This window comes from Mycobacterium sp., assembly GCF_032162105.1.
Taxonomy (GTDB): Bacteria; Actinomycetota; Actinomycetes; order Mycobacteriales; family Mycobacteriaceae; genus Mycobacterium.
On the sequence record NZ_JAVRPS010000655.1, the window covers coordinates 1 to 14,672 of the forward strand.

Genomic DNA, 14,672 nt, shown 5'->3' on the forward strand with positions numbered 1-14,672 from the left:
GCGGGCCGGTCGCCGCGCACAACGGCTACGAGCCGGCGACGTCGGAGGATCTCGCCGAGACCGTGAACCTCGTCGAAGGCGAGGGACGCAAGATCCTCGCCAGGGAGGTCGACGTGCGCGACGCCGCTGGGCAGGAGCGGGTGATCGCCGACGCGATCGAGCAGTTCGGTCACCTCGACATCGTGGTCGCCAACGCCGGGGTGCTGAATTGGGGTCGGCTGTGGGAGATCTCGGCCGAGCAGTGGCAGGAGACTCTGGACACCAACCTGACCGGGCTGTGGCACACCATCAAGGCGGCGGTGCCAGCGATGATCAAGGCGGGCAACGGAGGATCGATCATCACCATCAGTTCGGCGGCGGGCGTAAAGGCCGTGCCGGGATGCGGGCACTACAGCGCCAGCAAGTTCGGCGTCGTCGGGTTGACCAACGCGCTTGCGGTCGAACTGGGCGAGTTCGGGATCCGGGTCAACTCCGTTCACCCGTACGGCACCGACACCCCGATGGGCAACGACGTGTCGATGTACAAGATCCTTCAGGATCACCCGCACTACATCCACTCGTTCTCCCCCGGCGCACTGCCGACCGACTCGCTTGCCGCCCCCGACCTCATCTCCGACATCGTCGTGTGGCTGGCAGGCGACGCGTCGTCGCTGGTGACCGCGGCCCAGATCCCTGCGGACAAGGGCTATCTGAAGATCTGACCTACACCCGTGCCGGCACGTCGGCCCTTGCCCGCCCGCGCAGCCGCGACTCGAACACGCTCAGGACGTCGAAGTAGCGGGTGGGCGCCAGCCGGGCCAGGGCGTCGAACAGGCGGGCGTCGGGTCCAACGAGGATGCGCGCCTTGCCCTGTTCCACACCCCGGTGGATGATCTCCGCCGCCTTGGCGGGCTCGGTCATGGTGATGGCGGCGAACTCCTGTGCGATCTGTTCGTGGCTGCGACCGCGGCCGTCCGGATCCTTGCGGAAGCGGGCGTTGCGCACGATGTTGGTGTCGATGCCGCCCGGGTGCACGTTGATGGCTCTGACACCCGTGCCGCGCAACTCCTGGCGCAGCGAGTCGGTGAATCCACGGACCGCGAACTTCGCCGAGCAGTAGGCGCTCTGGTTCGGCATGCCCACCAGACCGAAGACGCTCGAGGTGTTCACGATCGCTCCGGAGTCCTGAGCGGCCAGAATCGGCAGGAATGCCCGGGTGCCGTTGACGACGCCGTGGAAGTTGATGTCCCACAACCAGTCGTCATCCTCGGGCACGGAGTCCAGCACGCTCGAGGACACGGCGACGCCGGCGTTGTTGAACACCGCACCCAATGGCGCGGGCGCCCAATCCCTGACTTCTTCGGCGAACGCGTTCTGTGCCTGCGCATCCCGCACGTCGAGCACCTTCGTCAGCGTCGACCCGCCGACGGTCGCCTCGGTCTCCTTGAGCCCCCGCTCATCGATGTCGGCGATGGCGACCGGGCAGCCGTGTGCTGAAAGTCGTTGTGCCAAAGCCCGTCCGATGCCGGACGCCGCACCGGTGATGACCACCGTGCGTCCGCTGATGACGTGTGCGGCTGACTTGCTCATCGTGTCTCCTCTGCCCGAGCGGTTGGGACGGACGAACCGTCCAGATGGGTGGTGATCAGGTCGAGAATCCGGTCCCACGCGCCTGCAGGCAGATCGTGGCCCATGCCGACGATCGTCTCCAGCTGTGCACCGGGGATGGCGCGCGCGGTGGCGGCGCCGCCGGTCGGATGGACCATCCGGTCCCGGTCGCCGTGGATCACCAGGGTCGGCACGTCGATCTGGCGCAGTTCGGCCGTCCGGTCCCCCGAGGCGAAGATGCCCGCCAGCTGCCGGGCCACGCCATCGGACGTGGGATCGCGATCCCATGCGATGCCTGCCTTTTCGCGCACCCAGCCCTCGTCGAACGGGAAGCCGTGCGACCCGATGTGGCTGAACACCCGCACCGCACCGTCGATCGCCTCGCGCCGGTCGCGTGGTGGCCTCGCGGTCGCCATCCGCCACCACGTGGACCGAGCCGGACGCCCGATGCGTGGCGCGCCGGTGTTCGACATGATCGACGTGAGAGTGCGCACCCGTCCTGGATGGTGGGCGGCAACGGTCTGAGCGATCATTCCGCCCATCGAGACCCCGACGAGGTGGGCGTCGCGGTATCCGAGCGCGTCCAGCAGGCCGACGGTGTCGCGCGCCATGTCGCCGAGGTGGTACTGCCGTTTGTCGCTGCCGCCCCGCAGGATCGCCAACGGGTTCGGCTTGGGAAAGTTCGCGTGGGTCGAACGGCCGACGTCGCGATTGTCGAACCGGATCACCCGGTATCCCCGCTCGGCGATCGCGGCGGCGAGTTCCTCTGGCCACGTGTGCTTTTGCTGTCCGAGGCCGGCGATCAGCAGGACCGGGGGCGCTGCGGCGTCACCGAACGAGTCGTAGCACAACTCGATGCCGCGACCGACCGCAACATGGTCTTCGCGCGGGCGCTCATCCGCGATGAGGGGTTCGCGCGTCACGCCGACACCTCCGTCGCGACGGCGGGCACCGCGCTCGGCGTACGTGGTGAGCGACGGTAGACGACGGCCCTTCCACCACGGCCGGGTGCGGTTGCGACGCCGCGGGAATGCGGCGGCTCACCGGGGGCGTATGTGCTGCCGAACTCGAACTCCCGCAGCAACGTACGCAACGTCACCGTCATCTCCATGTTGGCGAACGCGGCACCGATGCAGCGTCGGATGCCGCCGCCGAACGGGATCCAGGCATGCGTGTCCGGTGGGTTGCCGACGAAGCGATCCGGGTCGAACGTCGCGGCGTCGGTGAAGTTCCGCTCGGCGGCGTGGGCCAGCGAGATGCTCACCAGTACCACGTGTCGCTCCGGAATGACCCACTCCCCCAACTTTATCCGCGTCCTGGTCATTCGAGCGGTGCCGTTGATGACGGGGCGGGTGCGTTGCACCTCGAAGATGGTGGCCTGCAACAGTTCGGCCCCTCCTGCGTCGACCTCGTTGGCGAGCCGGGTGAGCAACCGGGGATGCCTGCGGAGCCGCTCGACGGCCCACGCCAAGGTGGTGGCCGTGGTCTCGTGACCCGCGGCGAGCAAGGTGAGCAGCTCGTCGGCCACGTGCTCATCGGAGATCGGCGACCCGTCCTCGTATCGCGCCTGCAGCATGAGGGCCAGCACGTCGTTGCGCTCCTCGAACGCGGGATCCCGCCGGGCGTCGGCGATGAGCCCGGCGATGATGGCGTCGTAGCGGCGACGCAGTCTCTGTGTCCTGGCCCACGGGCTCCACGGGCCGTAATCACGCCGTGCGGCGGGCGGTAGTACCGCCAGCCGCGATGACTTGAGCACCATCGGCGGCAGGAGTTCGCGCAGATCCTCCAGGGCGGCACCGTCGGCGCCGAACACCGCGCGCAGGATGGCGTTGAGCGTGATCCGCATCATCGACGGCAGGGTCGCGAAGTCCTCGCCCTCTGGCCAGCTGGCGATCTCGCGCATCACTTCTTCTTCGATGATGTGCTCGTAGCCCTGCATGCGCTTGCCGTGGAACGGCGGCACCAACAGCTTGCGACGCTGCCGATGCGCGGTGCCGTCGAGGCTGAACGTCGAGCCGGGCCCGAGCACCTGGCCGAGCGTGCCCGCACGAGCAATGAGATCGGTGCTCATCGTGAAGAGTTCCTTGACCAGGGCGGGATCGCTGATCACTACGGTCGGGCCGAAGATCGGCAGGTTGAGCGTGAACTCCGAGCCGTGGCGCCTGGCCACGGCGGTGACCGCCTTGTCGCGGGCGGCGATGAAGCCGATGCCCTGCGCCAGCTTTGGGATCCGCGGCGCGGGCGGCAGCCGCACCGGGTCGGTCGTCGCTTCACCCATGATTCGCTTCACCCATGCCAAGACCTCCAGATCGGTACGGATAAGTACCGTCACGGTACGCCTCGGTACCGATGGGCACAAGCCCCCTTCCACACGTGTGAAATAGGGCCGGCCCCGCCAGATCGACCGCCACTCAGCGCTGCCGAGGCGGGACACACCTACGCGCGGGCGTAGCGGCTCATCAGAACAGCGTCGGCTGAAGCTCCGCCACGACAGCCGGCACCGCAGGCGCCGCACGAAACGACCGCTGGTCGCGGTGCAGGCCGTGTCTGGCGATCAACGGCGCCGCACGGTCGTGCAGCATGCCGCGGTAGCTCGCGGGCAGATACGCACCGCGCCCGTACAACTCGCGGTACGCCGCGACCAACTCGGGATGATCGCGCGCCAGCCACGCCATGAACCAACCGCGCGTCGAGCCACGCAGATGCAGCCCGAACACCGTCACACTGGAGGCGCCGGCGGCGGCGATCCGGCCCAGCAGCCCGTCGAGGTGCTCGGGTGAGTCCGTCAGGAACGGCAGCACCGGCGCGACCATGACGTGGCAGTCCAGGCCGGCGTCGCGCACCGCCCGGATCAACTCCAGCCTGGCCCGCGGTGAGGGTGTACCCGGTTCGACCTGCTGGTGGAGTTCGGGATCGCCGACCGCGAGTGAGATCGCCACAGCGGCGTCGACGTGACGTGCCGCAGCGGTGATCAGCGCCAGGTCCCGGCGAAGCAGGGTGCCCTTCGTGAGGATCGAGAACGGAGTCCCCGAATCAGCCAGTGCACCAATGATTCCGGGCATCAGCACATAGCGGCCCTCGGCACGCTGATAGGGATCGGTGTTGGTGCCCAACGCGACCGTCTCACGCGTCCACGACGGCCGGGACAGCTCGCGGCGCAGCACCTCGGCGACGTTGGTCTTCACCACGACCTGGGTGTCGAAGTCGGCACCGGAGTCGAAGTCGAGATACTCGTGGGTGGGCCGGGCGAAGCAGTACCGGCAGGCGTGACTGCACCCGCGGTAGCCGTTGACGGTGAACCTGAATGGCAGGCTGGCGGCGGCGGGCACCTTGTTGAGCGCGGACTTGCACAGCACCTCGTGAAAGGTGATGCCCTCGAACTGGGGCGTACGCACCGTGCGGACGAGCCCGATGCGCTGCAGTCCGGGCAGTGCTCCGTCATCGACGCCGACGCCTTGGCCATCCCACCGCACACATCATTCGAACACCAGTTCGAAATTATGTCAAGGACGTGCTTGCCCGGGAGGCCTCGGCGTCCTGCACAAGGGCCCACTCCCGCAGGCCCTGACCGGCCTCGTCGAAAAGCGCACCTCAGCACTCGCATGATGCCCGTCATGCGACTAGCATGATGCACATCATGCGAAACGTCCCCGGCACCCGTGCCGACAACAAGCGGGAATCACTGGACAGGATTCTGGACGCCGCCGCTCGCCGGCTGCGCGAAGAAGGCATCGACGGCGCGGCGATCGTGCCGGTGATGCGCGACGCGGGGCTGACACACGGCGCGTTCTACTCACATTTCTCCAGCAAGGAGGAGCTGGCCGGCGCTGCGTTCGGACGAGCGATCACGACCGGGCGATCGCACTGGATCAGGCCGTCGCGCGGCGAGTCGTGGAGTGCACGGCTGACGAGCCTGGCCAAGCGCTACCTCAGCACGGCACATCGCGACGATCTGTCCACCAGTTGCGGATTCGCGACGCTGAGCTCCGACGCCGCTCACGCATCCGACGAGTTTCGCGCGAGCTACGAACGCGAGCTGCGGAAGTCGCTGGCCGCCATCTGCGACGACGACGAAGCCGACGACCGCATGAACGACGCGATCGCATTGATGGCGATCTGTGTTGGCGGGATGTCGCTGTCTCGCGCAGTGGTTGACCCGAACCTTTCGGCACGAATCCTGAGGGTGGCACGGGAGACAGCCGCCAAACTCGCAGACAACCAACCGGATCGAGGATGACGTGATGTCAGGAGCGAAGCCCTACGGGCAGCTGCAGTACAAGGAGATCAACGGCGCGCGGATGGCGTACGTCGATGAGGGCGAGGGTGAGGCCGTCGTCTTCCAGCACGGCAACCCCACCTCGTCGTACCTGTGGCGCAACGTGATGCCGCACCTGGAGGGGCTGGGCCGCCTCGTCGCGTGCGACCTGATTGGTATGGGCGGCTCCGACAAACTCGGTGACTCCGGTCCGGACCGCTACCACTACGCCGAGCAGCGCGAGTTCTTGTTCGCGCTGTGGGATTCCCTCGACCTGGGCGACCGTGTTGTCCTCGTGCTGCATGACTGGGGTTCGGCTCTGGGTTTCGACTGGGCCAACCAGCATCGCGACCGGGTGGCCGGCATCGCCTACATGGAAGCCATTGCGATGCCGATCGGTTGGGCCGACTTTCCGGGCCCGGAAAGCGACGTCTTCAAGGGCTTCCGCTCGCCGGCCGGCGTGTCGATGGTGCTCGAGCAGAATCTGTTCGTCGAGGCCGTCCTTCCCGGAGGCATTCAACGCAAGCTCAGCGACGAGGAGATGGACCACTACCGCGAGCCGTTCTGCAGGCCAGGCGAGGACCGGCGCCCGACGCTATCGTGGCCACGCAACATCCCGATCGAGGGCGAGCCTGCCGATGTCGTTGCGATCGTCGAGTCGTATGGGGCATGGCTGGCGCAAAGCGATGTGCCGAAACTGTTCGTCAACGCCGAGCCCGGCGCGATCATCCGTGGCCGCGTTCGCGACTTCGTCCGAAGCTGGCCCCACCAGGCCGAAGTGACCGTGCCCGGCGTCCATTTCATCCAGGAGGACAGCCCCGCGGAGATAGGGTCTGCGGTCGCAGACTTCGTTCGCGGATTGCGCGGCGCTTGACTTTCCGCGTCACCAGCGCGACAGCTGGCAGGCCGCGCCCGTCTCGCCGTCCTGCTGGAGTACCAGCTGACCATCGACGGCGATCTCACAGTGAGGATTCGGTGCCCCGGTCATGGCGTGCGCGGCGCCGCTCACGGTGACGATCGCCCATTGCGGGTCGGCGAGCGTCGTTTCGAACACCCATGGCACGCCCGGCTCGAGGTTCACCTCTTCCCTCTTCAGGAAGGCATTCGGGTCCTTGTTGTACGCAGCCTTGTCCGCCGGTTGGGCGAACAGATAGTAGAGATCGAGTCCCGTTGGGGCGGTCGACGTGACCGTGTACCGGACCTGATGACCAGCCGGCTCGGCGTTGGACGTGGCCTGGCTGAGCGCCAACCCCGCGGACGCCACCAGCGCCGCCGTCCCGAAAGCCGCCCCGACCTTGGTTATCGCTTTTCGCATGCCAATCACATCGCCGGACGGTACCGGACCGTTACATCGCGCACCACCCGTAACTCGGTGTGCTCCCACGGCAGGCCTAGAGCTCGAGGAGCACCGTCACCGGCCCGTCGTTGACGAGCTCCACGGCCATGTCGGCGCCGAACACGCCCGTCTGCACCTGGGCCCCGAGCCGTCCGAGCGCCGTGGCGAACTCGTCGACCAGCGGTTCGGCGACCGACCCTGGGGCGGCGGCGTTCCACGTCGGCCTGCGGCCCTTCGTGGTGTTTGCATAGAGCGTGAACTGGCTGACCACCAGAATCGGTGCACCGACGTCTGCGGCGCTGGCCTCACCGTCCAGGACCCGCAGTCGCCAGAGCTTCTCGGCCATCCGTCGGGCGACGTCCGGATCGTCGGAGTGCGTGACGCCGACGAACGCCAGCAGACCCTGCCCGTCGGGCCTGATCTCACCGACCACGTCGCCGTCGACCACGACCCGCGCCGACGACACACACTGCACCAGCACCCGCACGTCCGCCGATGTTGCCACCCCGCTGGGTCATGGCACACTCCGGGCATGACCGCTCCCGCCGAGCCGCGCATCCTCGCCGAGGTCGGCGGGCTGGCGGTGGCTGAGCAGGGGCCGCTGATCGTGGTCATGGACCGCGGCACCGGGGCGTTGGCAACCGTCGCATTCGTGCTTGGCGTGCTGGCACTGGTGCCCGGTGGGTTCGGTGCGGTGACGTTGGCGCCGACGGCGCCGTGGTGGCGCCGCTGGACCAGGTCCGGTTCCAGCGCCGCACGCAGCTCACGTCGAGCTCTCCGATGCTGGTGGCGGTGACGCCCGGCGGGGCGTTCACCCTCAAGCGCGGCAATCCGTTCAACGGCGGCCTCGGAAACCTGGAGGACGTGCTGACCGCGGCGGTGTTCGGCGCGACGCGGTAGTTCCGGGCGCCATCAGTAGCTGCTATCCGTCGAGCATCACAACACCGTCGCGCCACGCGTTGACGACGGCCTCGACACGGCTGTGCACTCGCGCTCGAGCCGATTCGCGGTCAACACCCGACATGAGCATGTCGTCGTAGTCGGTGTCGACGTGGCGGACGGAGGCGACGACGGCGAGCAGTACGGCGTCACGGTCCAGTGCTCGCCCTGCGGCGCTTCGTCCGACCCGGCCACTACCGCGCGCCGCTGCGTGAAGTGCGATTGCCTCTGCGCGGTCGACCGGACACCCTGGGAACTGCTCACGGATCGCGGTGGCGAACTCACCGCGAAATTGCACGTCCTGATCGGCCCGCCGGCTCTGCTCCCGTGTCCTGCGGCGAGCGCGCACATCGGCGTCGGAGAGGCACTCTTGCGCGGCCTGTTCGATGGCGGCCGGCTCCGCCAGGATGCCTTGGCGCTCATAGCGATTGCGTCGTGTGCTCCAGCGCACCACGACGGCAGACAATCGGCTGGCCTTCGTGGCGCGCCGGGTTAGCGCGGCATCGCCGGACGGCAGAAACTCGAGATGGCCGAGGTCGGCGCAGTCCAGACACACTCCACCCGCCTTGCCCTTGAGTAGGAGGTCGCCCGTGTCGCCGCACGAATCGCACGTCCAGGCGTTGTGCGAAGCGATCACGGTTATCCCTCGGGGACGGGGTGGGCGCTCGACGATCGGTTCAGCGACGTCGGTTGAGCCCCAATGGGTGCGGTAGGCCTGTTCGGCCTCAGCGTCACCTTCGGCGGTGAACTGCAGATCTTGGTAGTCGACTTCAGACGGCGTGAGCCCGCGGTCCTCGGCCCAGTGCCGCAACGCTGCGAACGCTGCCATGACCTTGTCGGAGTCGACACCTACGCACCGATCGATCGAAGGAACACGACCCTGCACCCACCGATCGACGTTCGGCTGAGCGAGCCAGCCGAGACCGACGAGCACATCGATGGGACGGACGGATCGCCGTTCGGCCAGCAATGCCTCAGCGATCCGTGCCACTCGTGTCTCGGTACGCGCCATAGCACGGCCGACGTTACTTCTGCGGTGCGACAGATTGGGCCGGCATCCCGCCGGCAGTAGCCAGGACAGTGCTGTTGTGGTGCCTCAGCCGACTATTCCAGCCCTAGGGCGACGCGCAGCCGCTCGGGGCTCATGCGCCCGGGCGTGCCATCGTCGGCGGGGAAGCTGTCGAGGAGTTTGATCAGATCGCCGCGCCGAGTGGGATCGTCAGCTGCCTGCCGCGGGGTGTGACCGTCGAGTGCAGGTATGGGTTCATCAAGCCACTTGGTTTCGTACTCGCGGATGAAATCGTCGAGCGCCTCGGCCACCGCGGGGTCCTCGCGGTAGAGGGCGCCCTGAGGCGGTCCCAATTCCTCTGCCAGTTCGGCGGCCTCCCGAATGTCGCGAATGGGGCGCCGGGATTCATCGATGACGCGCATCGTGGGGTCGAGCCGGACCAAGGTGGTCAACACGCGATCCATCCGTTCCGCGCTGTTGGTCTCGACCCGAAGGGTGTCGTCGTCGCGCACCAGCACGGCTCGGATACGCGGCATGCCATGGGTAGTGACGTGTTCGTGCCACCGTGCCGGTTCGTCGCCATGGGCCCTGTCGTAGGCGTCGTCTAGTGCGGCGTCAACTCGTTCCACATCGCTGACGCGCACGGTGGCCGCGCAGATCGCCAGCGGTTCGCCTTCGGTGTTGGTCAACGCCACCGGCGCGAACCGCCGACTCAGCGCGTCCATCAGCTCCACCGGGTCGGGTTCGGCGTCAAGTAGCTCGATCAACGGGTCGCGCTCGTGCAGCGCGATCGGTTCGATGCCTCCGAAGAACTGCATACTGTCGTCGCCGGCGGGCACCAGACGCGCGCAGATCAATTGACCAGACTTGAGATGGCGGCTAGCCGTCCGCGAGAGCACCTCGTGCGAGTCACCACTTCGAACGTCGCGCACGGTCATGCGCACACCCGGTTTGACGTCGTTCACCTCGAACAGCGATCGTTCCACCAGCAGCCATTGCTCGGCCAACAGCCGCTCGTCGTCGGGCAACAGATGCCCGCGCACTTCGAGAAACTCTGCGAACGCGCCGCCCTCGAACAGCACGACATCCATCACCAGGTCGTCGGCCATTCCTGCGTCCACCGCATCGGAAAGGTCGTGCGTATGTCGGTATCGCTCGTAGGCCACCTCGGCCAACAAGTCTCGCCATCCAGCGACATATACGTGATGAGCGGCCTTCTCGTACAACCAGTTCACCCGGTCGGCAAGCGCCAACTGCTCCCGGCCCAGATGGCACTTCTTGTACTTGCGGCCCGACCCGCACCAGCACGGCTCGTTGCGGCCGAGATCGTTGCGCGGCCCGACACGATGCGCCTGCAAGAGCGCCACAAGCGGGTGCTCCAGATCGCCTGACCGGCGCAACAATGCCAACCCGCGCTCGACGTCTCCGCGATCAGAAGCAAAACGCGCCAGGTTGATCAGGGGCAGCGGCCAGTCAGGATCCATCGACTCGGCCGCCAACAGTTCGCGCTCCGCCTCCTCGGTGTCGCCGAGTCGCTCAAGTGCCACCGCGCGCAGCCACCTCCATGCCACCCGCGCGGCGCGCGGCACCTTGGGCTCCATCATCTCGGCGAACAGGCCGAGCGCGGCTGCGCCACCGTGATCGCCGCCGACGGTCTCGGCCACCAGGAGCTCAGCCAGCAGCGGGTCCGCCAGCTGCGCGCCGAGTTCTCCGGTCACGTCGTCAGAGTGGTCGGCAGGCTGCAGTGTGGGATTTTCGTAGGCCTCGTCAGTCTCGTCCGCGTCGGCGTCGTCCGCGTCATCCGCTTCAGCCAGGATCCGCCCCGTCTGGTCGTACAGCTCCAGCAGCGTGGTGAGCACCAGTGCGTCGTCAACGTCGATGCCGTGCCGCTCGGCCAATAGTTCACACCGGCGCTCGAATTGCCAACGGCCGAAATCGAATCCGCTGGGCGTGATCGACTCACCGCGGCGCGCCAGACCGTGGTCGTCGACGATCTCACTCAGCGGAGGTAGCGGATCGGTAAACAGTGCGGCGTCCGCGACGCACGCGGTCCATACCGCCGCGCCGACGTAGGTCGGTTCATCCGCGTCAAGAGTCGCTGCCAGCCGTACGCCAGCCGTGTGCTGCGCGATGACGTCGACCCGCTCGAGGACGAGGCCCTCGGCGGTCAACCGCAGGCCGACCGTGTCGCCGTCGCCCACGCCGAGGGTCGCCAGCGTGCCTGAGTCCAGGAGCAGCGCCGGGGACCAGTCAGTCACTTCAGCCGGGATGCCCCGCTCCTCGAGCACGTCGTCGTCGTAACCGGCGACCGCGACACGGACAGCTGAGCCGTCGACGAACCGCTGATACTGCTCGTGCTCGCAGAGGGTGGTGATCGGGTCCAGGTCCGGCGCCACGGTGAGCACGTCATGGGTTGCCTCGTCGGTGCTGAGACGATGGGTGAACACCCTCCCAGTCAGCACCGCTGGCAGCCACACCCATCGGTCGTCGACCAGCTGTCGTGCCGGACAGTCCATTTCGAGCAGGTTCCACTGAATGGTGGAGTCCGGATCATCCATGCCGCGCTCCCGCAAATGTCGCGCGAGCTCGTCCGTGCGCAACGGACCGTGTTGGGTCAGCAGCTCCGCAATGGTCGCAATCTCGTCGAGCGTCGCCGGCACGCCGACCACCCTACGCGGGCGCCGAGACTCACCCCGGAAGTTATCCACAGGCCGCGACCGCGCCAACTCAATCTGTCGGAGCCGGACGGACACTCGCCCCAAGTCGACGCGCGAACCGAGACGCGCCATCGGAGATCGGGGAGACATGGGAAACAGGGCTAACTTCGTCATCGTCAAGGACCAGGACTGGCAGCAGTATTACTCGCACTGGGGCACTGCTCTACGACGACCGGGGGGCTCCCGGCGTGATCGTCGATACGTCGGCCCTCATCGCGATCCTCACTGCGGAGGAGGACGCAGCGATCTACGCTCACGCGATCGCCGATGCGAGCGTGCGACGACTGTCGGCTGCCAGCTACCTCGAGTGCGGGATCGCTCTCGATCACCAGCGAGATCCGGTCATCAGCAGAAGCCTCGACGAGCTACTTGCGGAGGCGGAGTTCGTGATCGAGCCGGTGACCGAGCACCACGCCAGGTTGGCTCGTCACGCCTACGCAGACTTCGGCAGGGGCAGCGGCCATCGTGCCGGACTGAACGTCGGCGACTGCCTGTTACGCGCTGGCGCTCGACACTCGCGAGCCGCTGCTGTGGAAGGGCAACGACTTCGGGCATACGGGTATTGCGTCCGCACTCGATCGGTAGGTACGCAGCGCGCGTCAACGAATGATGACGCCGCCAGAACGACATATGGCTCGGCGGAGAGCAGGTTGCCGGTGCCGGCCCGTTCCGCCTGGGACAGTGAACGCTCGCGGATCATCCACTGAGCTCGAAGCGCGGTTGATGCTCCGAAATACCGAGAACGCAACTGTCTTCGAGAAAGACACCGCCCAAGCCAGGACGGCTCTTTTAGTTGATCATCGATTCACAAATTTGCCCGAATCACAAGGACGCTCAGGACCACTCGTTGACGCGAGCAGCGTTGAACTGCGCCATCAAGGCACTGACCGTCAGGCCGTATTCGGTTGGTTCCCAATCATCGTCCAAATTGTTAGTGAACTCTTCACTCATGACCGTCATAATTTCCTCCGCGTCCGAGCGTGACACGAAATCGGCTTGCCGAACCCGCTCGAGAACAGTTGGGCTGCGACGGGCCAAGATCTCGTTGAGGAGCTCCGCGTGCGCGGTGCTAAGTAATCTGAATCGGATATCCATTAGTCCCTCTGGTGTCCTTTCGATGGAGCTTGCCCGCAGCACTACCTCCATCTCGTCCGCTCTCGGCCATTTGGTGGGTGGGTCCTCATTGACCCACGGGTGCTCCAATCCCGATGGGTGCCCGTCGGTCCAAATGATCACCTCGCCTTGATAAGTGGGCCGCTTCGACGAATGTCTGCCTGCGAGAGAATTGAAAGGATGACTGCCGCCTCTTCGGACGATATTGGCCGCCAGTTTGTTTGGTCTTGCACGGGATGAACGCCGTACCAAACTTGATCATCCCGTCGCTGTACGGGCTATTGGTCAGGCGACGTCTCAGCGGATTCGTCGGCGTTCGACTGTGACTTCCAAATGGCCAGCTTGCCTCCCGCTGTGCTGACGACCAGCGCACCGTCCGGGGCCGAAACGCTCCAAGCTTCATAGGCTGCGTCAGGCTCGACCGTTAGACGTGCGCCGCCCTCGAAAATCACATGCAGTCCCCCCGCTGCGTCGGCCGTAGCCTCTTCGATCGTGTGGCCGACCAGTTGACGCAACGGCTGGAGGCCAGTGTCGGGCTCTTTCTCGGGTGACAGCGCGAAGCTGTCCCCGTGGACGTCCAACCTGAACGGCGATTCGATCACGACGAAGTAGACGTCAGAAAGTTGCATTCTGACGGTGTTCTCGATCAGCACAGATTGCAGACTTTTTCCGCGTAGTCCTAGATCCATCACGGCCAGCCTTTCGGTATCGGAAACGAACCGTCGGGGTTACGAGGTATGTGTGTCTCAGCGCGTGTGCCGGGCTTGCCCTCTAGGTTGATCGGCTGATTGTGTTCGTTGGTGAACCTTACATACCCGTTGGGGTACTGCGGGTTTGCGCCGGGCTCCATGATTCGTATCGAATTGCTATTTCCCACCGCTCCGGGCTGCTGGTACACCGTTCCCATGCCGTTGTCGGCAGGCCGGGCGACCCAACCGGGCGGGACGCCAGATGGCGGTGGAGCTGGAACCTTCGGCTTCCCCTTGCGCCCCATATTGACGATTCGCTGCAGCTTCGCACGCAGCCCCGCGATGTCCCCGACTTTCTTGACGCCGCTGGCGATGTTCTTCGAGATCTTCCACGCACCAACGGCTTCGGAGATGATGCGCGCGAATTTGGTGATGGACTGGGCCGCCTTGGCTGTCCCCGCGACGGCGCCGGCACCGAAGGAGACGAACGACGCGGCGATGGCGATCGCCGCAGTGACCGCCAGCTCGATCGCCAGCTCCTCCAGGATGCCCTCGAGTTGGGTGCGTAGATCCTCGAGCGCGGACTTGTAGTCTTTGCACGACTGCGAAAGCTCGGCGCATCCGTCGGTTACCGAGGTCATCGCGTCGCGTAGTTCCTCCAAATCCCGCACGATGGACTCGACTTCGGGGGATTGCGTGTCTCTGAACGTGCGGGCGTCGACCTCCAACCCCTCCGCGATCGTCTTCGTTTGGTAGACGGTCGCCAAACGGTCCCATGCGTCCGCTGCCGTCGACACCTTGTCGGTGTCACCATCGGGCACCGGCACGCCGACCTGCTGCATCAACCCAACGGCGTCGACGAGGCCACGGCCAGGACCGCCTGCCGACGGCGGAGCCGACAACACACCGGCCGTGCTCGCGGGTTCCGGCGGCATGGCGGGTGCGGGACCCTGATTGCCGGGCGTGGCGTCGTGTTCGGCTACTGCGTGGTTGTATCCGGCCTGGATCACTACGCCGCCGTAGTTCT

Annotated in this window: 15 protein-coding genes and 1 pseudogene; 5 read left to right on the forward strand and 11 right to left on the reverse strand. The window is 66.3% G+C overall.

What is annotated here, in order from left to right; all coding sequences use genetic code 11:
• Positions 1-701, forward strand: a 701-nt coding sequence (locus tag QOC69_RS32895) for an SDR family mycofactocin-dependent oxidoreductase (protein ID WP_526446680.1), incomplete at its 5' end; no start/stop codon positions are given.
• Between the two features lies 1 nt (position 702).
• Here the strand turns inward: QOC69_RS32895 and QOC69_RS32900 are convergent.
• The 4 genes from QOC69_RS32900 to QOC69_RS32915 form a co-directional block, all read right to left on the reverse strand.
• On the reverse strand, positions 703-1,569 hold the full coding sequence (locus tag QOC69_RS32900) for an SDR family NAD(P)-dependent oxidoreductase (RefSeq protein WP_526446681.1): 867 nt from the start codon (positions 1,567-1,569) through the stop codon (positions 703-705).
• Positions 1,566-2,510 (reverse strand): alpha/beta fold hydrolase, encoded by a 945-nt coding sequence (locus tag QOC69_RS32905; RefSeq protein WP_526446682.1) that lies wholly within the window; start codon positions 2,508-2,510, stop codon positions 1,566-1,568. The genes QOC69_RS32900 and QOC69_RS32905 overlap by 4 nt, the downstream gene beginning before the upstream one ends.
• Complete coding sequence (locus QOC69_RS32910) at positions 2,507-3,865, reverse strand: cytochrome P450 (RefSeq protein WP_526446683.1); 1,359 nt, start codon at positions 3,863-3,865, stop codon at positions 2,507-2,509. Before QOC69_RS32910 ends, QOC69_RS32905 begins: the two co-directional genes overlap by 4 nt.
• 181 nt (positions 3,866-4,046) lie before the next feature.
• Positions 4,047-5,060, reverse strand: coding sequence for an Rv2578c family radical SAM protein (locus tag QOC69_RS32915; RefSeq protein WP_526446684.1), 1,014 nt, complete (start codon positions 5,058-5,060; stop codon positions 4,047-4,049).
• 164 nt (positions 5,061-5,224) lie between these two features.
• On the opposite strand from QOC69_RS32915, the gene QOC69_RS32920 reads away from it, so the two are divergent.
• Positions 5,225-5,824, forward strand: coding sequence for a TetR/AcrR family transcriptional regulator (locus QOC69_RS32920; RefSeq protein WP_526446685.1), 600 nt, complete (start codon positions 5,225-5,227; stop codon positions 5,822-5,824).
• Between the two features lie 4 nt (positions 5,825-5,828).
• On the forward strand, positions 5,829-6,716 hold the full coding sequence (locus tag QOC69_RS32925; protein WP_526446686.1) for a haloalkane dehalogenase: 888 nt from the start codon (positions 5,829-5,831) through the stop codon (positions 6,714-6,716).
• Between the two features lie 9 nt (positions 6,717-6,725).
• Here the strand turns inward: QOC69_RS32925 and QOC69_RS32930 are convergent, their stop codons facing one another.
• Together QOC69_RS32930 and dtd are read right to left on the reverse strand one after the other, a co-directional pair.
• Complete coding sequence (locus tag QOC69_RS32930) at positions 6,726-7,157, reverse strand: Rv2576c family protein (RefSeq protein ID WP_526446687.1); 432 nt, start codon at positions 7,155-7,157, stop codon at positions 6,726-6,728.
• 76 nt (positions 7,158-7,233) lie between these two features.
• Entirely contained in the window at positions 7,234-7,665 is a 432-nt protein-coding gene (gene dtd, locus QOC69_RS32935; protein ID WP_526446694.1) for a D-aminoacyl-tRNA deacylase, read from the reverse strand.
• Between the two features lie 45 nt (positions 7,666-7,710).
• Between dtd and QOC69_RS32940 the strand changes: the two genes are divergently transcribed.
• Positions 7,711-7,974 (forward strand): hypothetical protein, encoded by a 264-nt coding sequence (locus tag QOC69_RS32940; RefSeq protein WP_526446688.1) that lies wholly within the window; start codon positions 7,711-7,713, stop codon positions 7,972-7,974.
• A gap of 126 nt (positions 7,975-8,100) precedes the next feature.
• Here QOC69_RS32940 and QOC69_RS32945 read toward each other — a convergent pair whose 3' ends face one another.
• A complete protein-coding gene (locus tag QOC69_RS32945) occupies positions 8,101-9,129 on the reverse strand; it encodes a DUF2293 domain-containing protein (RefSeq protein WP_526446689.1) in 1,029 nt (342 codons plus the stop codon).
• Positions 9,130-9,221: 92 nt separating this feature from the next.
• Positions 9,222-11,786, reverse strand: a complete 2,565-nt coding sequence (locus QOC69_RS32950; protein WP_526446690.1) for an SEC-C metal-binding domain-containing protein — start codon at positions 11,784-11,786, stop codon at positions 9,222-9,224.
• 245 nt (positions 11,787-12,031) lie between these two features.
• Between QOC69_RS32950 and QOC69_RS32955 the strand changes: the two are divergent.
• Positions 12,032-12,428: pseudogene (locus QOC69_RS32955) on the forward strand (type II toxin-antitoxin system VapC family toxin).
• A gap of 249 nt (positions 12,429-12,677) precedes the next feature.
• Here QOC69_RS32955 and QOC69_RS32960 read toward each other — a convergent pair.
• The 3 genes from QOC69_RS32960 to QOC69_RS32970 all read right to left on the reverse strand — a co-directional run.
• Positions 12,678-13,079, reverse strand: coding sequence for a hypothetical protein (locus QOC69_RS32960; RefSeq protein ID WP_526446691.1), 402 nt, complete (start codon positions 13,077-13,079; stop codon positions 12,678-12,680).
• Between the two features lie 155 nt (positions 13,080-13,234).
• Positions 13,235-13,645, reverse strand: a complete 411-nt coding sequence (locus QOC69_RS32965; RefSeq protein ID WP_526446692.1) for a DUF6188 family protein — start codon at positions 13,643-13,645, stop codon at positions 13,235-13,237.
• A partial coding sequence (locus QOC69_RS32970; protein ID WP_526446693.1) for a WXG100-like domain-containing protein occupies positions 13,645-14,672 on the reverse strand: 1,028 nt, incomplete at its 5' end. The genes QOC69_RS32965 and QOC69_RS32970, both read right to left, overlap by 1 nt.